The organism is Streptomyces sp. Ag82_O1-12 (assembly GCF_900182715.1).
Classification (GTDB): domain Bacteria; phylum Actinomycetota; class Actinomycetes; order Streptomycetales; family Streptomycetaceae; genus Streptomyces; species Streptomyces massasporeus.
The window spans coordinates 7525391-7547497 of the sequence record NZ_FXUW01000001.1; the positions used below are offsets into that span (position 1 = coordinate 7525391).

16 protein-coding genes are annotated in these 22107 nt (G+C 70.5%); 6 read left to right on the plus strand and 10 right to left on the minus strand.

What is annotated here, in order from left to right:
- Nucleotides 1-1086: a GNAT family N-acetyltransferase gene (locus QOL88_RS34315; RefSeq protein WP_097222119.1), complete on the minus strand. Its 1086-nt coding sequence runs from the start codon at nucleotides 1084-1086 to the stop codon at nucleotides 1-3.
- A gap of 252 nt (nucleotides 1087-1338) precedes the next feature.
- Here QOL88_RS34315 and QOL88_RS34320 point away from each other — a divergent pair, with 252 nt between their 5' ends.
- On the plus strand, nucleotides 1339-2430 hold the full coding sequence (locus QOL88_RS34320; protein ID WP_143668911.1) for a GNAT family N-acetyltransferase: 1092 nt from the start codon (nucleotides 1339-1341) through the stop codon (nucleotides 2428-2430).
- 33 nt (nucleotides 2431-2463) lie between these two features.
- On the opposite strand, the gene QOL88_RS34325 is transcribed toward QOL88_RS34320, so the two are convergent.
- Nucleotides 2464-3942: a flippase gene (locus tag QOL88_RS34325; RefSeq protein WP_179879038.1), complete on the minus strand. Its 1479-nt coding sequence runs from the start codon at nucleotides 3940-3942 to the stop codon at nucleotides 2464-2466.
- Between the two features lie 323 nt (nucleotides 3943-4265).
- On the opposite strand from QOL88_RS34325, the gene QOL88_RS34330 reads away from it, so the two are divergent.
- Complete coding sequence (locus tag QOL88_RS34330) at nucleotides 4266-6152, plus strand: glycoside hydrolase family 15 protein (protein WP_097222122.1); 1887 nt, start codon at nucleotides 4266-4268, stop codon at nucleotides 6150-6152.
- A gap of 33 nt (nucleotides 6153-6185) precedes the next feature.
- On the opposite strand, the gene QOL88_RS34335 is transcribed toward QOL88_RS34330, so the two are convergent.
- Nucleotides 6186-9332 (minus strand): EAL domain-containing protein, encoded by a 3147-nt coding sequence (locus QOL88_RS34335; protein WP_097222123.1) that lies wholly within the window; start codon nucleotides 9330-9332, stop codon nucleotides 6186-6188.
- Between the two features lie 140 nt (nucleotides 9333-9472).
- Entirely contained in the window at nucleotides 9473-10504 is a 1032-nt protein-coding gene (gene galE / locus QOL88_RS34340; RefSeq protein WP_257027971.1) for a UDP-glucose 4-epimerase GalE, read from the minus strand.
- A 316-nt stretch (nucleotides 10505-10820) separates the two neighbouring features.
- Between galE and QOL88_RS34345 the strand changes: the two genes are divergently transcribed.
- Both QOL88_RS34345 and QOL88_RS34350 read left to right on the plus strand, forming a co-directional pair.
- Nucleotides 10821-11804 (plus strand): aldo/keto reductase, encoded by a 984-nt coding sequence (locus tag QOL88_RS34345; RefSeq protein ID WP_097222125.1) that lies wholly within the window; start codon nucleotides 10821-10823, stop codon nucleotides 11802-11804.
- A 75-nt stretch (nucleotides 11805-11879) separates the two neighbouring features.
- On the plus strand, nucleotides 11880-12683 hold the full coding sequence (locus QOL88_RS34350; protein WP_097222126.1) for a DUF427 domain-containing protein: 804 nt from the start codon (nucleotides 11880-11882) through the stop codon (nucleotides 12681-12683).
- Here the strand turns inward: QOL88_RS34350 and QOL88_RS34355 are convergent.
- Genes QOL88_RS34355 through iolC form a run of 6 tightly spaced genes read right to left on the minus strand, consistent with a single transcriptional unit; the run spans nucleotide 12673 to nucleotide 19688 of the window.
- Nucleotides 12673-13458 (minus strand): GntR family transcriptional regulator, encoded by a 786-nt coding sequence (locus QOL88_RS34355; protein WP_097222127.1) that lies wholly within the window; start codon nucleotides 13456-13458, stop codon nucleotides 12673-12675. The two genes, QOL88_RS34350 and QOL88_RS34355, sit on opposite strands and share 11 nt — an antisense overlap.
- 21 nt (nucleotides 13459-13479) lie before the next feature.
- The gene (locus QOL88_RS34360) at nucleotides 13480-14973 is read right to left on the minus strand and encodes a CoA-acylating methylmalonate-semialdehyde dehydrogenase (protein WP_097222128.1); all 1494 of its coding nucleotides are present in this window, start codon (nucleotides 14971-14973) and stop codon (nucleotides 13480-13482) included.
- A 41-nt stretch (nucleotides 14974-15014) separates the two neighbouring features.
- Complete coding sequence (iolD, locus tag QOL88_RS34365) at nucleotides 15015-16889, minus strand: 3D-(3,5/4)-trihydroxycyclohexane-1,2-dione acylhydrolase (decyclizing) (RefSeq protein WP_097222129.1); 1875 nt, start codon at nucleotides 16887-16889, stop codon at nucleotides 15015-15017.
- Nucleotides 16886-17779 (minus strand): 5-deoxy-glucuronate isomerase, encoded by an 894-nt coding sequence (iolB, locus tag QOL88_RS34370; protein ID WP_097222130.1) that lies wholly within the window; start codon nucleotides 17777-17779, stop codon nucleotides 16886-16888. Before iolB ends, iolD begins: the two co-directional genes overlap by 4 nt.
- A 13-nt stretch (nucleotides 17780-17792) precedes the next feature.
- On the minus strand, nucleotides 17793-18671 hold the full coding sequence (locus QOL88_RS34375) for a Cgl0159 family (beta/alpha)8-fold protein (RefSeq protein WP_097222131.1): 879 nt from the start codon (nucleotides 18669-18671) through the stop codon (nucleotides 17793-17795).
- A gap of 39 nt (nucleotides 18672-18710) precedes the next feature.
- Nucleotides 18711-19688, minus strand: coding sequence for a 5-dehydro-2-deoxygluconokinase (gene iolC / locus QOL88_RS34380; protein WP_097222132.1), 978 nt, complete (start codon nucleotides 19686-19688; stop codon nucleotides 18711-18713).
- A 322-nt stretch (nucleotides 19689-20010) separates the two neighbouring features.
- On the opposite strand from iolC, the gene QOL88_RS34385 reads away from it, so the two are divergent.
- Nucleotides 20011-21030 (plus strand): sugar ABC transporter substrate-binding protein, encoded by a 1020-nt coding sequence (locus tag QOL88_RS34385; RefSeq protein WP_030840685.1) that lies wholly within the window; start codon nucleotides 20011-20013, stop codon nucleotides 21028-21030.
- Nucleotides 21030-22106 (plus strand): ABC transporter permease, encoded by a 1077-nt coding sequence (locus tag QOL88_RS34390; RefSeq protein ID WP_097222133.1) that lies wholly within the window; start codon nucleotides 21030-21032, stop codon nucleotides 22104-22106. Before QOL88_RS34385 ends, QOL88_RS34390 begins: the two co-directional genes overlap by 1 nt.
- Nucleotide 22107 lies beyond the last annotated feature (1 nt).

Here is a 22107-nt window from a genome sequence, read left to right on the forward strand (position 1 = left end):
TCAGACCGGCTTGAAGCGAATCGCGCGCCTGACGGCCCACCAGAGCCCCCGTCGGGGCATGGATGTGGGAAGCCGCTCACGGAAGTACCGTGGAGACGAGGTGCTCTCCGTTCCGAAGCTGTCCTTGAATCTGCGCAGTGTCGTTCCCTCGCGCGAGGTTCCCATGTCGTACCGCAGACAGCCCGCGGCGCACGCGTCCTCGATCGCCAGCCTGTGCAACAGGTGATTGGCCCGTATGGGATGGGCCAGTTCCCGGTTCATGGCGCCGCGCCAGTACAGGGCGTGGTTGCCGTGGCGTAGGACGACGATCGCCGCGGCGGGCTCCCCGGCATGCCGAGCCATGTAGATCGCGCATTGTTCCCCGAGCCGGGCCGCGACCGCCTCCAGTCTTTGCCGGGGAAAGACGCGTGTTCTGCGCCAGCGGGCCAGGGCCAGCGGCTCGTTCTGCTGGCCGGCCCAGCGCGGGATCGACAGCTCGAACAACTGGTAGAACTCCGGCGCCAGACGGCCCGTGCGGTCCACCTCGACCTCGATGTCGCAGCGCTCGGCCTGACGGACTCCGCGCCGTACCCCTTGGTGGAAGCGACGTTCCCACACCGTGTCGAACCCGCCCTCGAGGTCCAGGACATGCGCGGTGTGCGGCTCGAGGCGGAAGTTGTCGGGGGCGGTGCGCGTCCACACGTCGTCGTCCCCGGGGCGGAACCACACACCGACTCGGTTGGCCGGTCGGCGCGACAAGTCGTCGAACAACGCCTCGGCTTCCGCCGAACCGACGCTTCCCCGGAACACCGGCCCCCCGATGCCCCACTCGCCCGGCCAGGACTCCTCCTCACCCAGCCACCGCGGACGTTTCCGCATGCCCACCAGGGGGAGCACCCATTGCCTGCCGTTCTCGAACTCGTACAAGCGGCTGGCATCGCGGTACGGTCCCGTCGCGCAGATGCAGTCGAGCCACTCGGGAATCTGGGTGACCTGTGTTGCCGGATCCCGCTCGGCCAGTTCCCGCCAGGTCTCACGTGGCGCCGGGGTGGTGACCCGCACCGGACCGGCGCGCGTGTCGATCAGCAGTGCAGCAGATCCGCTCACAGCCTTCTCCCGCCTCGCTCGAGGAGGGACCCACCAGTGCCCACGTTCCGATTTTAGGCCGCGCAGAACGGGCGGGCATCTCGGTGAAGCATCGAGAGAGATCCGTCCGGCATTGATCAAATGGCAAGGGACGCACCCGGATTGCAGGTAGCGAATCACTGCTGAACGCTCGCCTGGCTGGAAAGGGAAAAGGCAACTTAGACTTGTTCATGTGGTGGGTCGTGCAGCCGTTGTCCTACTGAGGTGATCGCGATGGACGTCACGGTCCTCCGGCCCGACGAACTGACCACTGCCGACATCACCGCGTGGCACGCCATGCAGCGAGCAGACCTGGCGCTGGCCAATCCCTTCTTCTCACCGGAGTTCACCAGGGCGGTGGGGCGACAGCGCGCCAACGCCAGGGTGGCCCGGCTGACCGTCCCGGCCCCGGACGGCCCGCGCATCGTCGGGTTCTTCCCCTTCGAACGGCATGCCCTCGGCGCCGGCAAACCCATCGGCTCGGGATTCTGCGACTGCCAGGGGCTGATTCACGAGCCGGATCTCGACTGGGACCCTCAGGAATTGCTGCGCGCCTGTGATCTCTCGGTCTGGGAGTACGACCACTTGGCCGCTGGACAGACCCCCTTCGAAGACTCGGGAACGCCTCGCGGGCGCGCCTCCTCGCCCATCATGGAATTGAACGGCGACCGCGGCTCGTACCTCGAACGTCTGGAAAACCTTCGGCGCAAACCCCTCAAAGCGGCGCGGAGAAAGGAGCGAAAACTGAGCCGCGAAGTGGGCCAGGTCCGTCTCGTCTTCCATACGCCCGATCCCGATCTCCTCGAAACCCTGATCCGCTGGAAGTCCGCCCAACTGCGGGCGAAGGGGGTTCGTCGCAATCTCCTCTCCCAGGAGTGGTTCCGAGTGATCCTCCGGGAGCTCTTCGACCTGCCCTCCGACTCCTGCTCGGGCACGCTGTCCGCGCTCTACGCGGGCGAGGAACTCGTCGCCATGCGCTACGAGTTGCGATCTCGGCAGGTGCTCGCCTGCTGGTTCCCCGCCTACGACACGCGGTTCGCCTGGTACTCGCCCGGAGTCGTGCTGTCCCTCAAGGTCGCCGAGGCCGCCGCGGATCTGGGCATCGCCCTTATAGACCTGGGCAAGGGGGCCGAGCGCCACAAGCAGGAACTCAAGACGGCGGATCTGACGCTGACCGAGGGGTACGTGGCCCGACGCACTCCCAGGGCGGCGCTGTGGCGGGCCTGGACGGCGTCGGACCGTACCGTCCGCGCCGTGGTCCGCTCCCACCCGAGGGTCCGCCGTGTCGCCGTCAAGGCGGCCGGGGCCGTGGAGCGGCTCCACTGATCGTCGGCTGTCCGATTCCCCGCCCGGCGTCGGTCATCCGCTCCTGCGTCTTCTGGACATCTGGCGGAGAACCTGGATCTGTTCCGGATCGAGGCGTCGTGCGATGGCCGCCCAGCAAAACACATAGACCACCGCGGCGGCGAGCAGAGCCGGTGCGAGGGGCCAGGGAGCCAGCAGCGGCCCGGCGGCGAGACCCGAGGCCACGACGGCGGGCAGCACGGTTCGTGTCAGCCGGGGGCGCCCTATTCTCGCCGGGCCGAGAAGGATCAGCACGACGGCTGCGACCGCGTACGAGCACGACGTGGCGAACGCCGCGGCGACTCCGCCGTAGTGGGGGATGAGCGAAAGATTGAGCACCACGTTGACCACCAGGGCCGTCACCGCTCCGGTGAGCGCACGCAGGGTCGGGCCGGCCGCGGTCAGGGCGTCGCTGAGCAGGTAGGCGATGCCGAACAGCAGAGGCGCCGGGGCCAGCCAGCGCAGCATGTCCGTGCCGGCGTCGGCGAACTGCTCACCGTAGAGCAGCAGTAGCACGTCGTGCCCCCGGCACAACAGCACCGTCATGTAGGGGATGAACACGGCTGCCAGGACACCGATGCCGCGCTCGGTGTGGCGGCGAACGCGGTGTGGCCTCGGATCGGAGGCCATCAGGGGGAACACCGCCCGGCTCACGACCCAGCAGACGAACACGGCCGTCTCGAGCAGACGGTAGGGCGCGGCGTAGATGCCGACCGCCCGGTTGCCCGCGAGCCAGCCGAGGAACAGCGTGTCCAGCCTGAACAGAGCCATCGCGACGATGGATTCCAGACCGATCATCCAGGTTCCGCGGTTGAGTCGGACGAGCGACCCGACCGACACGGCACCCCAGTCGGCGCGTGTCCCTTGGCGTCTGATCAGCACCATGGCGGCCACCGGGCCTACCGCGGTTCCGGCGAAATAGGCGAGGGCCAGTCCCATGAGACCGGTGTCGAGCAGCAACGCGGTCAGTACCCAGGCCGCGGTCAGCAGGCGCTGCATCAGGTGAACGACGGCGATGGTGTTCTGCTGCTGCCGGGCCGCCGCGACCGACCGGTACGCCTCCGTGAAGGTGTCCAGCAGGACGGCGGCGACCACGATCAGCCCCGCCAGGGCCGTGTCCGTGTCGGAGGGCCGGGAGAGTGCGAGCACCCCGCAGATGACCGCGAAGACCAGTACCACCAGGCCGGTTCGCATGACCAGGAGCTCGGCGAGCAGCGCACGCAGCCGCTCGGGTGCGGCGCTGGCACGCTGCACCACGATCGTGTCGTAGCCCCACAGGGGGACAGTCGTGGCCAGGGCACCCACGGCCAGGGCGTAGGCGAAGACGCCGAAGTCCGCCACTCCGAGCAGCCGGGCGGCGCCGATGACCACCAGCACCATGGACAGCTTGCCGATGACCTCGGTGACGCCGAGCACCACGATGGTGCGGGCGGTGCGTACCGTCCGGTCGCTGGTGGTCTCGGCCCGACCGACACGGCCGTCGGGCTCGGCCACGGCACCCCTCCGCTTGCGAAGCCTGCCGAGACGGGAACGGACCGGGCGGTGCCGGGTCTTCACGACGGCGCCGCCACCGACCCGGGGCCCGTGCGGCGCACGTGCAAGCAGCTCAATGTGCAGCACCCCTGCCATGTCCCTGAAGGGCTGACCCCTTTCATCGTCACCCACGCCGCGCGGGCGTGCCAACGGGCGAAGGGCGTCGCCGGAACGGGGTTGACCCCGGCCGACGGCGGGGAGAAGATTGTAAATATACGACGTAAACATACGTCACTGAAACGGGAGTCCCTCGGGGCCAGTCCCCGGGGGCGGAGGCACCGATCATGAGCGCACCGATCGAGGACTACGCACTCCTCAGTGATCTGGAGGCCGCTGCCATGGTCGGCCGGGACGGGGCGATCGACTGGCTGTGTCTGCCGCGCTTCGACTCGCCGGCCTGTCTGGCCGCGCTGCTCGGCACCGAGGGCAACGGGTTCTGGCGGATCGCCCCCGTCTCCGGCGGCCCCTGCACCCGCCGCGCCTACCGTCCCGACACACTGGTTCTGGACTCCGTATGGCAGACGGCCACCGGGGCCGTGCGTGTCACGGACTTCATGCCGCCCCGTGGGGGGCTGCCCTGTCTCGTGCGGGTGATCGAGGGCCTGACGGGGAGCGTGACGGTGCGCAGCGAACTGCGCCTGCGCTTCCATCAGGGCCGCGTGGTGCCCTGGGTCCGCGACGTCGGACACTGCACCGTCGCGGTCGCCGGGCCGGACGCCGTCTGGCTGGGTGGTGACACTCCGGAGCGGGTCGAAGGCGGTGAAGAGGCCACGATCCGGTACTTCACCGTTCCGGCGGGCCGGCGAGTGGCGCTGACGCTGGCGTGGTCACCCTCCCACCGGCCCGGCCCGCCCGAGCCTCTGTCCGTGCCGGCCGAGACCGCACTCAAGGAGACGGCCGACTTCTGGCGCCGCTGGAGCGGTCAGTGCCGGTACGAGGGCCCCTGGCGGGACGCCGTGGTGCGCTCCCTCATCACGCTCAAGGCGCTCACCTACGCCCCCACGGGCGGCATCGTGGCCGCGCCGACCACCTCACTCCCCGGCACCATCGGAGGGGAGCGCAACTGGGACGACCGGTTCTGCTGGCTACGCGACTCCACACGGACCCTGTCGTGCCTGCTGCGCAGTGGTTACCGGGAGGAGGCCACGGCCTGGCTGGACTGGCTGGTGCGCGCCATTGCGGGTGACCCCGCCGATCTGCAGACCGTGTACGGCGTCAAAGGACAGCGGCTGCTGACGGAGACCGAGGCGCCGTGGCTGCCGGGCTACGAGGGGTCCCGGCCGGTGCGGTTCGGTACCTCCGGGGCGCGTTCCTTCCAGCTGGACGTGTACGGCGAGGTCATCGACACGCTGTGGCACTCGCTGCGGGCCGGGATCGCGATGCCGGCTCATGTGTGGGACCTGGTCGAAGCGCTGATGGGGTTCCTCCACCGGCACTGGCGCGAACCCGACCTCGGACTCTGGCAGGCACGGGGACCGCGGCAACAGTTCGTGCACTCCAAGGTGATGGCGTGGGTGGCCGCAGACCGCGCCCTGCGCATGGGTGAACTGCTCGGCCGTAACGGCTCCTCCGGGGAGTGGCGGGCCATGCGGGATGAGGCGCACCGGCAAGTCTGCCGGGAGGGCTGGGACACCGCCCAGGGGTCCTTCGTGCAGTCGTACGGCTCGTCGGCCCTGGACGCCTCCGCCCTGCTCATGCCCCGGCTCGGCTTTCTCCCGGCCGGGGACGAGCGGGTGCGCGGCACCGTCCGCGCCATGCGCAGGCTCGGGCACGGAGGATTCATGCGCCGGTACGGCCCGGGCCGCCGGGGGGCGTCGGACGGCATGCCCGGCCATGACGGGACCTTCGTCTCGTGCTCCCTGTGGTACGCCGATGCCCTCGCAGCGACCGGGCGGCCGCAGGAGGCTCGTGAGGCCTTCGAGCGCGTCCTCGCCGTCCGCAATGACGTGGGGCTGCTCGCGGAGCAGTGGGACCCGGACGTGGGCCGGCAACTGGGCAACGCGCCGAAGGCGGTCAGCCATGTCGCGCTGGTGGAGACGGCGTTCGCGTTGTCAGCGGCATCGGGCGAGCTCCCGCCGTGGCGAGACGGCACCGCGCGCTCGCCGGTGAGCATGCGACGGCAGGGCCTCGGCAGGCTTCCGCGTGGCTCCGCGGTGCCGGTCGGTGGGTGAGCGGTTCGTCGAGCGGACCTTCTTGGTCCATGTTCAGTCGCGTGGTGACATGCGGTCGGCGGCCTGCCGCCGCAGTACGGTCTCGCTCTGCTCCACCGTCATCGGCCGGGCGAAGAGGTATCCCTGCCCGTACCGGCAGCCGACCCTCTCCAGCAGCTCCCGCTGTGCCGGCTGCTCGATTCCCTCCGCGATCACCTGGAGCTCCAGCGCGGCGGCGAGGTGGACGATGCCCTCGACGAGAGCGATCTGCCGGGGGTCCGCCGGAATGTCGTCGATGAACGACTTGTCGATCTTCAGTACGTCGATTGGGAAATCCCGCAGATAGCGCACCGAGGAGTAGCCGGTGCCGAAGTCGTCGACGGCGATGCGCACGCCGCGGTCCTTCAGGGCCCGCAGGAGCGTGTCGATCTGCTCGGTGCGCCGCATGAGGACCGACTCGGTGAGCTCCAGCTGCAGCGTGCCCGGAGCCAGCCCGCCGTCGAGGGCGCGGCACACCTGCTCGAGGAAGTCCGTGTCGTGCCACTGACGGGCGGAGACGTTGACACTGAGGTACGGCGTGAGCCCCGCCGTGCGATGCTGCAGCCCGGCCATGTCGGCGGCGGCGCTGTGCAGCACCCAGGCGCCCAGTGCCGAGATGTGTCCGGTCTCCTCGGCGAGTGGGATGAACTGCGTCGGCGGGACCGGTTCGCGGTGCTGTCCCGGCCAGCGCGCCAGGGCCTCGAAGCCCACCACCTCGTCCGCGGCGATGTCCACGACCGGCTGGTACCGCAGATCGAACTCCTGCCGGGCGACCGCGCTGTCCAGCCTTGCCCTGAGGTCGTGCCGTGCCGCCATTCGTACGCGCTGCTGCGGCTGGAAGCGACGCCACTGCCGCTTCCCGGCCGCCTTCGCGGCGTACAGCGCGACGTCGGCGAGGGCCAGCAACTCCTGGGTGTCGGTGCTGTCCCTGGCGGTGGCGATGCCCACGCTGGCCGACACCCGCACCGACGCGTCGGCCAGCTGGAACGGCCTGCTCAGCGTCTGGATCAGCTGTGCGGCAAGGAGCTCGCCGTCCAAGGGCTCTTTGGCGTCCTCCATCAGTACGGCGAACTCGTCGCCGCCGAGGCGGGCCGCCGTGTCGGTACGGCGCAACACAGCCGCCAGGCGTTCCGCCACGGCGCACAGCAGGCGGTCTCCGACCGCGTGGCCCAGTGTGTCGTTGACGATCTTGAAGTCATCCAGGTCGACGAAGAGCAGACAGGTGACGGTCGACTCCCGGCGGCCGCGGAGCAGCGCCCGTTCGGTGCGTTCCAGCAGCAGGGTCCGGTTGGGCAGGCCGGTCAGCGAGTCGTGGAAGGCCCGCTGGGTGAGGTCGTGCTCCAGCTGCCGTTGCTCGGTGACGTCCCGGAGCGTGACGACCAGGCCGCCGACGGTCCGATCCTGCCGCAGGTCACGGCAGCGCACCTCCACTTCGATCCGTCTGGTGTCCCGCGCCACCCACCAGTGGTCGCGTACCTCCTGCCGCTCTGGGTTCCGCAGTGCGGTGAGGGTCCGTACCACGCGGTCGCTCTCCCCGGAGCCAACCAGGTCCGGCAGTCGGGCCCCGGTCAGCTCGGCGCTGCCGAACACGGCACGGGAGGACGGGCTGGCGTAACGGACGGTCATGTCGTCGTCGACGATCAGAATGACGTCCGAAGCATTGTGCACGAGGGTGCGGAAGTACGCCTCGCTCTGCTTGCGGACGATCTCCCGTCGCAGCGCGACGCGTTCCGTCGCCAGCCCGGCGTGCGAGGCGAGGATCTCCAGCGAGTCGCGCACCTCGGCGAGGTGCTGATCGTGGCCGGCCACCACCAGCACGCCCGGTGGCTCGCCGCCCGCTGGTCGGTCGGGCTGGACCATGGGGCAGACCAGAGCGGTCGGCAGACCTCGGAGCCGGGCGGCGACGACCGGCCCGCAGTCCGAGGTGGGGACCATGAGGGTGCGCGGGCCGACCGGCTCGGGGAGCGCGCCGCGGGCGGTCTCATCCCGGACGGCGCCGCCGCGTGCGGGCACAGGCCGCCCCTCGCCTGCGACGCCGTCGCCGTTGCGGGAGCAACTCGCCAGGCGTGCGTAGAGGTCGTGGGCGTCCTCGGCCGGCAGGAGCATCGTCGCGTGCCGCACCTTCCCGCCGACCAGGCCGACGACCGCCGCCTCGCAGGTCTGCGCGATCTCATGGGGCCAGAACGCCGCCACCAGCGCGCTGGCGGCGGCGCGCAGTGCTTGGTCGCGTGCCACTGCCTCCCGGTACGCCAGGACCATCACCGCGAGCCGGAGGATCACAAGCAGGAACAGCGTGCCGGAGAACGCGGCGAGCGCCGTCGCGTCCCCCACCCGGCCCAGGGCCTCCTCGTGGATGAGGAGCACGGGTGACACCAGCGTGGCCGCCGCGAGGATCAGGAGCCGCCGCCACGGTGGCAGCAGCGAGCGCGGCGGGGACTGAGCGGCGCTGAGACCCGCCATGGACGGGTGCAGAGCGGCCAGTCCCCACGCTGTGTAGAAGACGATCCAGCCGGAGTCCAGCAGCGTGCCCGCCTGCCATGCGCCGGCGAGTTGCTGGATTCCGTAGGCGATGTCGATGCAGAGCAGCGTGAGTGTGCCCAGCACGAGGAACTGCACGGCACGGTTCACGCCGGACGCGGTTCCGGGGGAGAGCAGGGGGGCCAGGAGGGCCAGCACCAGCACGTCCCCGAGCGGATAGGCAATGCCGATCGCGCGTTCCTGCCAGGTCAAACCCTCCAGCCGGGTGAGTGTCTGGACCAGATGGACCCATACCACCAGGCCGAGACCGGTGGTCACCAGCAGGGCGTCAAGCAGGCCGGGTACCGCGCGGCCCGCCCAGCGGTACCGCACCAGACCGAACAGGCCTGCGGCGAACAGGGGATAGACCGCCAGATAGCAGGCGTCCGCCGGGGACGGAAAGGGGTTGGCCGTGGTGAAGTACGCCTCCTGGACGTTGTAGTACGTGTCGCCCGCTGTGAAGGCGAGCAGGCCGGCGGCGAGCGTCCACCAAGGCCAGTGGTGCGCGGGCCGGTGGACGTGCACACCGCAGCAGACGGCGCCGACACTCGCCAGCCCGATGAGGGCCCACAGCGGCGTACGCAGTTCCGGGACGGTCATCCAGAGCATGGTCAGCGTGCCGGCCAGGACGAGGAAGGCGGTCATGAGCCGATGGCCGACCGGCGTCCCGCCGGGCCTGCGCACGCGGTCCGCGGGGCGGTCGCGCGGAGCCAGTGGCCGCCCCGGTCGAGCGAACGGGTTTGCCCGGTGATCAGTGCGCTGGGCCCGGGGCGACATGACAGGCCCTACTCGTGCCCGTCCGGCTGTCGCGGGCCGTCCGCGTAGCCGTACGGGTTGAGCCGCTGGAAGTGCCAGGCGTCCCGGCACACGTCGGCGAGACCCCGGGTGGGGCGCCACCCCCAGGCGAGTGTGACGGCGGACGGGTCCGTGACGCGTTCGGGGACGTCACCCGGGCGGCGGGGCAGGATGTCGTAGGGGATGGGGCGGCCGCTCAACCGGGAGAAGGCGGCGATGACGTCGAGGACCGTACTGCCCTGCCCGGCGCCGATGTTGTAGACGCGCATGCCCGGCCCGTCCGTGAGATGGTCGAGCGCCACGCGGTGTGCCTCGACCGCGTCCATGACGTGCAGGTAGTCCCGGACCGCGGTTCCGTCCCGGGTGGGGTAGTCGTCGCCGTAGACGCGCAGTCGCCCACGTCTGCCGTCGGCCACCTGGGCGACGTACGACATCAGGGTGTTGGGTGAGTCCCGCGAGTCCTCGCCGAGCAGCCCGCTGGGATGCGCCCCGGCGGGGGTGGAATAGCGCAGGCACAGCACGGTGCACTCGGGGCAGTGGCGGCACACGTCGTCCAGAATCTGCTCGCAGATCCACTTCGAGGCCGCGTAGGGGTTGGCGGGCCGGGCGGGCGTCTTCTCGTCGAGCGGGCCGGGGCCGGCGTCGCCGTAGACCGAGCAGGACGACGGGTACACGAGGTGATGCACGCCGTGGTCGTGCATGGTCCGCAGCAGGGACGTCGTGCCGCCGACATTGGTGTCGTAGTACTGCACGGGCATTCGTTTCGACCGCTCCGCAGTCTTGTACGCGGCGAAGTGCACGACGGCGTCCACGGAATGCCGGTCGAAGACGGCCGACAGGGCGCGCCGGTCGCGGATGTCCAGCTCGTAGACCGCACCGACGAAGCGGCCCGCTACCCGTTCCACCCGGGCGAAGACCTGTGGAGAGCTGTTGGAGTAGTCGTCGACCACGATCACCTCGTAGCCGTGGTCGAGGAGTTCGACACAGGTGTGGCTGCCGATGAATCCCGCTCCACCGGTCACCAGGACGGTCGACGGCGCCCATGGGGCTCCGGCGGGCGTGCTCGACTCAGGGCGGGTATCCGCCCCGGGAGGATCGGCCGAGACCGGCCTGTTGCGCGCCATAGGGGAAACATCCTGGGTGCGATCGAAGGTACCGTATGTTTACGGTGTATATGTACAACTCTGCGTCACAGGCCCCACCTGAGTCAAGGTGCGTTCGCCCGCTCATGGCGACCCGGCCATATCCGTCGACCGGTCCTTGACGTGGAGCGCACTTCAAGTTGAAGACTCCCGTGCGAAACGCCCCGGAGCGGGGTGGGCGAGGGAGGAAACGACCATGAAGTACCGCACCATAGGTACCGATCCGCGGACTCGCCGCCGGGTGAGCGTGCTCGCACTCGGCGCGATGCTGTTCGGCTCGGTGACCGACGAGAAGACGTCCTTCGCCATCCTCGACCGATACGTCGAGGCGGGCGGCAGCTTCATCGACACGTCCGACAACTACGCCTTCTGGGTCGACGGGGGCCAGGGCGGGCAGAGCGAGGAACTGCTGGGGCGGTGGCGGCGCAGCAGGGGGACCGGCGACGAGGTCGTCATCGCGACCAAGCTGGGCGCCCGTCCTCTCGCCCCGGGCACGAGCTACGTCGACCATACGGAAGGACTGTCGGCGAAGGTGATCCGGGAGTCCGCCGAGCGCAGCCGGGAGCGCTTGGGGGTGGACCGCCTGGACGTGCTGTACGCGCACATCGAGGACCCGAAGGTGGCTTTGCGCGAAACCGTCGAGGGCTTCGCCGCCCTGGTCGCCGAGGGCACCGTCGGTGTGCTCGGTGTGAGCAACCACGCCGTATGGCGCGTGGAGCGGGCCCGGGCTCTCGCGGCGGCGGCCGGGCTTCCCGGCTACGAGGTGCTTCAGTACGCCCACAGTCATCTGCGTCCCCGCAGTGACATGCCGGGCGACCTCTTCCCCGACGGCAGCCTCGGCCACGCAGGCCCCGACCTCCTCGGTTACCTGCGGGACGAGCCGGGGCTCACGCTGGTCGCCTACTCGCCGCTGTTGAAGGGCGCCTACACCCGGCCGGAGCGGCTGCCTTCGGACTACGACCACCCGGGCACGCCTGCCCGCCTGAAGGTGCTGCACGAGGTGGCCCTGGAAACCGGTGCGACCGTCGGCCAGGTCGTGCTCGCCCGGCAGATCGGCGGCCCGCTGCCCGTCGTCCCCTTGGTCGGCGTGTCGTCGGTAGCGCAGTTGGAGGAGAACCTGGCCGCCGTGGATCTGGAACTGACGCCGGAGCAGCATGCCCGGCTGGAGGCGGCGCACTGACCACTCTGTGAGGGCCCGAGCGGCCCGGTGGTGGGACCGTGGATGTGTACCGGACATCCGGAGGGAGCACCGGCCATGACCACCCACCCCGCCGCCCGACCCGTGCGCACCACCCCGGATGGCCTCCTGTGGGAGCCCAGCGAGCGCTGGGTGCGCGGCCGCAAGGGCGACGTCACCGTCGTCGACAGCCGGCACCCGGTCCTCGTCTGGGAGCCCCACCTGCCCGTACCGCAGTACGCCTTCCCCCGGGGAGACGTCCGCACGGACCTCCTGCGCCCCGCCGCGCACCCGCCCACGGGAACGCACACCGGATCACAGATCTTCTACGACCTGCACGCAGGCGGCGAACGCGTCGCGAACGCGGCCTGGACGTTCCCCGCGGACGACCTGGCCGGACACATCGCCTTCGAGTGGTTCCGGCGCCGGGACAGCGGCCTGGACCACTGGTACGAGGAGGAGGAAGAGATCTTCGTCCACCCGCGCGACCCCTACAAACGCGTCGACGCGCTGGTCAGCAGCCGACACGTCCAGGTCGGCATCGAAGGCATCCTCGTGGCGGACACCGTGAGCCCCGTGCTGCTCTTCGAGACGTCCCTGCCGACCCGCTACTACATTCCCCGCGACGACGTCCGCTTCGACCTGTTCGAGCCGACCGACCACCGCACCGCGTGCCCGTACAAGGGACGGGCCCGGTACTGGACCTGGCGCGGCGAGGGCGACGTGCCCCGCAACGTCCTCTGGAGCTATCCGGATCCGTTGCCGGCGGTCACCGTCGTGCGGGAGTTGCTCGCGTTCTACAACGAGGCCGTCGACATCATGGTGGACGGCCAAGAGCTGGAGCGCCCGGCCACACCGTTCACCGTGAGTCTCAGGACCTGACCAGCAACTGGAAGTCGAACGTGTAGAGCGAGGCCCGGTAGATGTGCGTTCCGTACTCGACCGGGCGACCCGTGTCGTCGTACGCCGTGCGCTGCATCGTGAGGAGCGCCGCGCCCTCCCGCTCGTCCAGGCGGGCCGCCTCCCCGGCGGTCGCCGCGCGGGCGCCGACGGTCTGGCGGGCGCTGTGCAGGGTGATGCCCGCCGAGCGCATCATGCGATACAGGCCCGTCGACTCCAGACGGGTGCTGTCCAGGTCCAGCAGGGACACCGGCAGGTGGTTGCGCAGCAGCGCCACCGGCCGGCCATGGGTGCGACGCAGCCGGTCCAGGACGGTCACCTCGTCGCCCTCCGGCACGCCGAGGGCGGCGGCCACCTCGCAGGAGGCCGGGACGACCTCGTTGCGCACGACCTCGGTGGTCGGCGCCTGCCCCGCCGTCTCCAGGTCGTCGTAGAGGCTGCTCAGTTCCAGCGGGCGTTTGACCTGGCTGTGCACCACCTGCGTGCCCACCCCGCGCCGCCGGACCAGCAGCCCCTTGTCGACGAGGGACTGGATGGCCTGGCGGACGGTGGGGCGGGACAGGCCGAGGCGCACGGACAGGTCGACCTCGTTGCCCAGGAGGTTCCCCGGGGCGAGGACCCCGTGCTCGATCGCCGCCTCCAGCTGCCGCGCGAGCTGGTGGTAGAGCGGCACGGGACTGCCCCGGTCCAGGGCGAAGTCCAGCGAGCCGAGCGCGGCGGCGGCCGTGGTACGGGCCCGGTCACCTGTCTTCGCCATGGACGAACCCCCCTTACGGTGTCAGGAGTTGCTCGGGAAACCGAGGTTGATGCCGCCGTCGGACGGGTCCGGCCAGCGCGTGGTGATGACCTTGCCCTGCGTGTAGAAGGCGATGCCGTCGTTGCCGTAGACGTGCAGGTCGCCGAAGAGCGAGTCCTTCCAGCCGCCGAAGGAGTGGTAGCCGACGGGGACCGGGATCGGCACGTTGACGCCGACCATGCCGGCCTTGACCTCCAGCTGGAAGCGGCGGGCCGCGCCGCCGTCCCGGGTGAAGATCGCCGTGCCGTTGCCCCAGCGCGAGGAGTTGATCAGCTGGATGGCCTCCTCGTACGTCTCCGCACGGACGACCGCCAGTACCGGGCCGAAGATCTCGTCCCGGTACGCGTCCGCCGTCAGCGGCACCCGGTCCAGCAGGGAGACGCCGAGGAAGAAGCCGTCCTCATGGCCCTCCACCGAGAAGCCCGTGCCGTCGACCACGACCTCCGCGCCCTGCTCGGCGGCCGACGCCACGTACGACGCCACCTTGTCGCGGTGCTCGCGCGTGATCAGCGGGCCCATCTCCGAGGCCGGGTCGTCGCCGGGGCCGATCCTCAGGTTCTTCGCCCGCTCGGCGATCTTGCCGACCAGCGCGTCACCGATGTCACCGACGGCCACGACCACCGACACGGCCATGCAGCGCTCGCCCGCCGAGCCGTACGCCGCGTTGATCGCCTGGTCGGCGGCGAGTTCCAGATCGGCGTCGGGCAGCACCAGCATGTGGTTCTTGGCGCCGCCCAGGGCCTGCACCCGCTTGCCGTGCTCGACCGCCGCTCGCTGGATGTACTTGGCGATCGGCGTCGAGCCGACGAAGGACACCGCCTCGATGTCCGGGTGCTCCAGGAGACGGTCCACGGCCGTCTTGTCGCCCTGCACGATGTTCAGGACGCCCTCCGGCAGACCCGCCTCGGTGGCCAGCTCGGCCAGCCGGAAGGAGGCCGACGGGTCCTTCTCCGACGGCTTCAGCACGAAGGTGTTGCCGCAGGCGATCGCCAGCGGGAACATCCACATCGGCACCATCGCCGGGAAGTTGAACGGCGTGATGCCCGCGACCACGCCCAGCGGCTGGCGGATCGAGGCGACGTCGACCCGGGTGGAGACCTGGGTGGACAGCTCGCCCTTGAGCTGGACGGAGATCCCGCACGCCAGCTCCACGATCTCCATGCCGCGCGCGACCTCGCCCAGCGCGTCGGAGTGCACCTTGCCGTGCTCGGCGGTGATCAGCTCGGCGATCTCGTCGCGGTGGGCGTCCAGCAGCTCGCGGTACTTGAACAGGATCGCCGTGCGCTTGGCCAGGGAGGACTCACCCCAGCTCGCGAAGGCGGCCTTGGCGGAGGCGACCGCGGCGTCGACCTCGTCGACGGACGCGAACGCGACCTGCTTCTCCTGGGCGCCCGTCGCCGGGTTGTAGACGGGGCCGAACCGGCCGGAGCTGCCCTCGACGGGCTTGCCGTCGATCCAGTGGGTGATGGTCTTCATGGTGCGGGGGGCCTTTCGTGGAGCCTGAGTTCGGCGGGGGTTCAGAGGTGGCGGCGGCGGTCCGCCACCTGGCGGTCGTAGCGCTCGCGGGCCTCGACGGCCGCCTCGCGGGAGGCGGTCTCGGCGACCGGCACGTCCCACCAGGCCTCGGCCGGGGGAGCGGTCGGGGCCGGGTCGGTCTCGACGTACACACACGTCGGGCGGTCCGAGGCGCGGGCCGCGGCCAGCGCCTCGCGCAGCTCGCGCACCGTCTTGGCGCGCAGCACGTCCATGCCGAGGCTGGCGGCGTTGGCGGCGAGGTCGACGGGCAGCGGGGCGCCCGTGAAGGTGCCGTCGGCGGCCCGGAAGCGGTAGGCGGTGCCGAACCGCTCGCCGCCGGTCTCCTCCGACAGGCCCCCGATCGAGGCGTAGCCGTGGTTCTGGAGGAGGACGATGTTGACCGGCAGACCCTCCTGGACGGCGGTGACGATCTCCGTCGGCATCATCAGGTAGGTGCCGTCGCCGACCAGTGCCCAGACCGGGGTGCCCGGGGCGGCCTGCTGGACGCCGATGCCGGCCGGGATCTCGTAGCCCATGCAGGAGTAGCCGTACTCCAGGTGGTACTGGCGCGGGCTGCGGGAGCGCCACAGCTTGTGCAGGTCGCCGGGGAGCGAACCGGCCGCGTTGATCACCACGTCGTCGTCGCCGACGGCCGCGTCCAGCGCGCCGAGCACCTGCGTCTGGGTCGGGACCGCGTTCTCGTTCTCGGCCCGGTAGGCGGCCTCGACGACCTCGTCCCAACGCTCCTTGCCGATGCGGCACTCGGCCTCGTAGGCCTCCGGCACGCGATGCCCGGCCAGCCCCTCGGCCAGCTTCTCCAGGCCGGACCGCGCGTCGCACACCAGCGTCCGCGCCGCCAGTTTGTGGGCGTCGAAGGCGGTGATGTTGAGGTTCAGGAACCGCACGCCGGGGTGCTGGAAGAGCGTGCCGGAGGCGGTGGTGAAGTCGGTGTAGCGGGTGCCGACGCCGATCACCAGGTCGGCGGTGCGGGCGAGTTCGTCGCTGACCGCCGTGCCGGTGTGGCCGATGCCGCCGAGGTCGGCGGGGTGGTCGTGACGCAGCGAGCCCTTGCCGGCCTGGGTGGAGGCGACCGGGATGCCGGTGGCCTCCACGAACGCCTTCAGCGCCTGCTCGGCCTCGCTGTGGTGCACGCCGCCGCCCGCCACGATCAGCGGCCGCTCGGCCGACCGGATCGCCTCGACGGCGGCGGTCAGCTCGACCGGGTCGGGCGCGGGACGCCGTACGTACCAGACCCGCTCGGCGAAGAACTCCTCCGGCCAGTCGTACGCCTCCGCCTGCACGTCCTGCGGCAGGGCGAGGGTGACCGCGCCGGTCTCGGCCGGGTCGGCGAGCACCCGCATCGCCTGGAGCGCCGAGGGGATCAGCGCCTCGGGGCGGGTGATCCGGTCGAAGTACCTCGACACCGGGCGCAGCGTGTCGTTGACCGACACGTCGGCCTCGACCGGGTGCTCCAGCTGCTGGAGCAGCGGGTCGGGGGCGTGCGAGGCGAAGTAGTCGCCGGGCAGGAGCAGCACCGGCAGCCGGTTGATCGTCGCCAGGGCGGCGCCGGTGACCAGGTTGGTGGCGCCCGGGCCGATCGAGGTCGTCACCGCCTGCGCGGACAGGCGGTTCAGCTGCCGGGCGTAGCCGACGGCGGCGTGCACCATGGACTGCTCGTTGCGGCCCTGGTGGAACGGCATGGCTTCTTCGCCCGCCTCGAGGAGCGCCTGGCCGATCCCGGCAACGTTGCCATGGCCGAAGATGCCCCAGGTCCCGGCGATCAGCCGGCGGCGCACGCCGTCGCGCTCGGTGTACTGGGCGGACAGGAACCGGACCAGCGCCTGGGCGGTCGTCAGTCTGCGGGTGGGGGCGCTCATACGGAGGTCTCCGGGGCGGTGTAGAGGGGGAGCCGGGGGTCGACCGGCTGGTCCGGCCAGGTCTCGCGGACCCAGGCGTGGTCGGGGTGGTCGCAGATCAGCCAGGCGCGCTCGGCCTCCGGGCCCGCCATGACGTTGAGGTAGTACATGTGGTGGCCGGGCGTGGCCATCGACGGCCCGTGCCAGCCGTCCGGGATCAGGACGACGTCGCCGTCGCGCACCTCCGCCAGCACGTCGGTGTCCCGGCCCGGACCGGACGGGGAGACGCGCTGGTAGCCGAGGCCGGGGACGCCGTCGTGGCCGGCGAACTCGAAGTAGTAGATCTCCTCCAGCACGGACTCCTCGCCGGGCCGGTGCTCGTCGTGCTTGTGGGGCGGGAACGACGACCAGTTGCCGCCGGGGGTGATCACCTCGACCGCGATGAGCTTGTCGCACTCGAAGACCCCGGCCGCGCCGAAGTTGTTGACCTGCCGGGAGCAGGTGCCGGTGCCCCGCAGCTCCACCGGCACCTCGGACGCGGGGCCGTAGCGCGCGGGCAGCCGGCGGGTGCAGCGTGCGCCGGTCAGCGCGAACCGTCCGCCGCCGGCGGACGTCACGGTCGCGCGGGCGTCGCGCGGCACGTACGCGAAGTCGGTGACGCCGCTGAACACGTCGGCGCGGCCCTGGAGTTCGAACGTCTCCTGACCGAAGTCGTCCGCCGCGGCGACCGTGCAGCCGCCGCTCAGCGGGACGACGATCCACTCGCTGTCGCCGGTGTCGAAGGAGTGCGCGCCGCCGGGCGGCAGCTCCAGGACCCGCAGGCTGGAATGCCCCCAGCCGGCCTTCTCGGGCGTGACGTCGACGGTGTAGGGGCCGCCGAGGGCCTTGCCGGCGGGAAGGTGGTACGTCATTGCGTCCTCCGGATCACAGCAGACCGACGGCCGTGTCCACGGCCTCTTCCACGCTGCCCCCGGCCGGGTAGAGCAGCGACCGCCCGACGACCATGCCCTGGACGGTGGGCAGGCGCAGGGCCTTGCGCCAGCGTTCGTAGGCGCCCTCCTGGTCCTCGCCCACCTCGCCGCCGAGCAGCACGACGGGCAGGGTGGAGGTCTCCAGCACCTCGGCCATGTCGTCCGGGTCGTCGGTGACGGGCAGCTTCAGCCAGGTGTAGGCGGAGGTGCCACCGAGCCCGGAGGCTATGGCGACGGACCGGGTGACGGCCTCGGCGGACAGGTCGTTGCGGACCGTGCCGTCGACCCGCCGGGAGATGAACGGCTCGACGAACAGGGGCAGTCGCCGCTCGGCCATGGCGTCGATCGCCCGCGCCGTGGACTCCAGCGTGGTCAGCGAGCCCGGGTCGTCGTAGTCGACGCGGACCAGGAGCTTGCCCGCGTCGAAGCGGAGCCGGGCGATGTCCTCGGCGCGGTGTCCGGTGAAGCGGTCGTCCATCTCGAAGGACGCCCCGGCCAGACCGCCGCGGTTCATGGAGCCCATGACGACCTTGTCGTCGAGGACGCCGAGGAGCAGGAGGTCCTCCAGGATGTCGGCGGTGGCGAGCACCCCGTCGACGCCGGGCCGCGACAGCGCGGTGCACAGCCGCTGGAGCAGGTCCGCGCGGTTGGCCATGGCCAGGCGCCGGTCGCCGACCCCGAGGGCGCCGCGCGCCGGGTGGTCGGCGGCCACGATCATCAGGCGGCCGCTCGTACCGAGCAGCGGGCGCCGCACCCGGCGGGCGGCCGCTTCCGCGACCGCCTCGGGATTGCGGGCTCTGACCGTGGTGAGGTCGGGGATGCCGATGTTCAAGGAAGGCTCCGTTTCAGTGGCTCGTGCTCGGCGACGGCATCAGTGGCTCGTGCTCGGCGACGGCACCCCGGCGAGGAGGTCCGCGACCTCGGACTCGGTGGGCATCGCGGAGGAGCAGGCGAGGCGGGAGGCGACGAGGGCGCCGGCGGCGTTGGCGTGGCGCATGGTCTTCTCCAGGTCCCAGCCGGCGAGCAGACCGTGGCAGAGCGAGCCGCCGAAGGCGTCGCCCGCGCCCAGGCCGTTGACCACCTCGACCGGCACGGGCGGCACTTCGGCCCGGGTGCCGTCGCGGTGCACGGCCAGGACGCCCTTGGGGCCCTGCTTGACGACGGCAAGCTCCACGCCGGCCTCCAGCAGCGCGTCCGCGCAGGCCTGCGGCTCGCGTACACCGGTGGCGATCTCGCACTCGTCGAGGTTGCCGACGGCGACCGTGGCGTGCCGCAGTGCCTCGCGGTAGTACGGGCGGGCCTCCTCGGGGTCGCGCCAGAACATCGGCCGCCAGTCGAGGTCGAAGACGGTGATCCCCGACTTGTCGCGGGCCTTGAGGGCCGCGAGCATGGCGGACCGGCTCGGCTCCTCGCTCAGGCCGGTGCCGGTGATCCAGAAGATCCGGGCGCCGCGGATGGCGAAGAAGTCCAGCTCGTCGGTGTGGATCTCCAGGTCCGGGGCCTTGGGACGGCGGTAGAAGTACAGCGGGAAGTCGTCCGGCGGGAAGATCTCGCAGAACGTGACCGGCGTCGGGTACGCGCCGACCGGGGTGACCCAGCGGTCGTCGACGCCGAAGCCCTTCAGCTCCTCGTGCAGGTAGGTGCCGAAGGGGTCGTCGCCGGTGCGTGTGATCACCGCCGTCCGGCGTCCGAGGCGGGACGCGGCGACCGCCACGTTGGCCGCCGAACCTCCCAGGAATTTCCCGAAGGTCTCCACTTCGGCCAGGGGGACCCCCGTCTGCAGGGGGTAGAGGTCGACCCCGATGCGGCCCATCGTGATCACATCGAAATACTGGGCTGGCTCGGCCATGCGCGACCTCCTCGGGAAGCTGGGGATGCGGGTCCAGAAGCGCCCTGACACGGTGGGGGCGTGGATCCACGGGACCTGCCGCCTCCCAGGTGTAGGTCTCGGAGGGCGACGCTGTCAATAGTTTGTACTTACATTCGGACCTGCTCGTGAAATGATGTCTTGACAAATTATTGACAGCGGGCGCGGCAGGGACTTGTATCCCGTGCCATCGCAACAGTCGGTTTGCGGCATCATGATCCGGACTCCGTAAGGCTCCGGGACCACGGATCCCTTCGTGATCCCCTCCTTTCCCCCGCAGTAGCACAGTGAGGTGCCAGGAAAGATGGACCGCTCTTCTCACCCCCGCTCTCGCAGGTTCGCGCCCGTCGTCGCCGTGGCCGCGGCAGCGGCCCTGACCCTCGCCGGCTGCTCCAGCAGTTCCGGAGGCAAGAAGTCCGAGGAAGGCGCCGCGGACGCCTCGGCGGGCAAGGCGACCACGCCGCGCATGACCGTCGCCCTGGTCACGCACCAGGCGCCCGGCGACACCTTCTGGGACACCGTCCGCAAGGGCGCCGAGGCCGCTGCCGCCAAGGACAACATCAAGCTCGTCTACTCCGCCGACCCGAACGCGGGCAACCAGGCCAACCTGGTCCAGAACGCGATCGACCAGAAGGTCGACGGCATCGCCGTCACCCTCGCCAAGCCGGACGCGCTCAAGGGCGTCATAGGCAAGGCCGAGAAGTCCGGCATACCCGTCGTCGGCCTCAACTCCGGCCTGAGCGACTGGAAGAACCTCAACCTGCTGGAGTTCTTCGGCCAGGACGAGTCCGTCGCGGGCGAGGCCTTCGGCAAGAAGCTCAACGAGGTCGGCGCCAAGCACGCCCTGTGCGTCGTGCAGGAGCAGGGCAACGTGGGCCTCACCCAGCGCTGCGACGGGGTGGAGAAGACCTTCGACGGCAAGCTCGACACCCAGAACGTCAACGGCACCGACATGCCGTCCGTGAAGTCGACGATCACCGCCAAGCTGAAGCAGGACCCGTCCATCGACTACGTCGTCACGCTCGGCGCGCCCTTCGCGCTGACCGCCGTGCAGTCGATCGGCGACGCCGGCAGCAAGGCGAAGGTCGCCACCTTCGACCTCAACAAGGACCTCATCAAGGCCGTCAAGAGCGGCGACATCCAGTTCGCGGTGGACCAGCAGCCCTACCTCCAGGGTTACCTGGCCGTCGACGGCCTGTGGCTCTACAAGAACAACGGCAACTACAGCGGTGGCGGTGAGCAGCCCGTGCTGACCGGTCCGGCCTTCGTCGACAAGTCCAACGTCGACAAGATCGGGGAGTTCGCCGCGAAGGGCACCCGGTGATGAGCATGACCCAGCACGCCGAGCCGGCGGTGGACACACCGCCGGCCCCCGGCCGCAAGCAGTCCGACGGCCGGACGCGGCAGCGCCCGCTGGCGCTGCGGCTGCTCGCCCGGCCCGAGGTCGGTGTCTTCCTCGGCGCCGTCGCGGTGCTCGTGTTCTTCCTGTTCGCCGCACCGCCGGTGCGCGACGGCAGCTCGATGGCGAACATCCTGTACCAGTCGTCGACCATCGGGATCATGGCGCTGCCCGTGGCCCTGCTGATGATCGGCGGCGAGTTCGACCTGTCCGCCGGCGTCGCCGTGATCACCTCGGCGCTGACCGCGTCGATGCTCAGCTACCAGCTGACCATGAACGTCTGGGTCGGCGTGATCGTCGCCCTGCTCGTGTCGCTCGCGATCGGCGCGTTCAACGGCTGGCTGCTGGTGAAGACCGGGTTGCCGAGCTTCCTGGTCACGCTCGGCACCTTCCTGATCCTCCAGGGCGTGAACCTCGCGATCACCAAGCTGGTCACGGGCAACGTGGCCACCGACGACATCAGCGACATGGACGGCTTCACGCAGGCGCAGAAGATCTTCGCCTCGACCTTCACCGTCGGCGGGGTCAACGTCAAGATCACCGTGGTGTGGTGGCTGGTCTTCGCGGCCCTGGCGACCTGGGTGCTGCTGCGCACCAAGTACGGCAACTGGATCTTCGCGGTCGGCGGCAACAAGTACTCCGCGCGAGCCGTCGGTGTCCCGGTGACCTTCACCAAGATCTCCCTCTTCATGCTGGTCGGTTTCGGCGCCTGGTTCGTCGGCATGCACCAACTGTTCTCGTTCAACACCGTGCAGTCCGGTGAGGGCGTGGGCCAGGAGCTCATCTACATCGCCGCGGCCGTCATCGGCGGCTGTCTGCTCACCGGTGGCTACGGCTCCGCGATCGGCCCCGTCTTCGGCGCCTTCATGTTCGGCATGGTGCAGCAGGGCATCGTCTACGCCGGCTGGAACCCCGACTGGTTCAAGGCCTTCCTCGGCGTGATGCTCCTCGGCGCCGTTCTCATCAATCTGTGGGTCCAGCGCACGGCGACCCGGAGGTGAC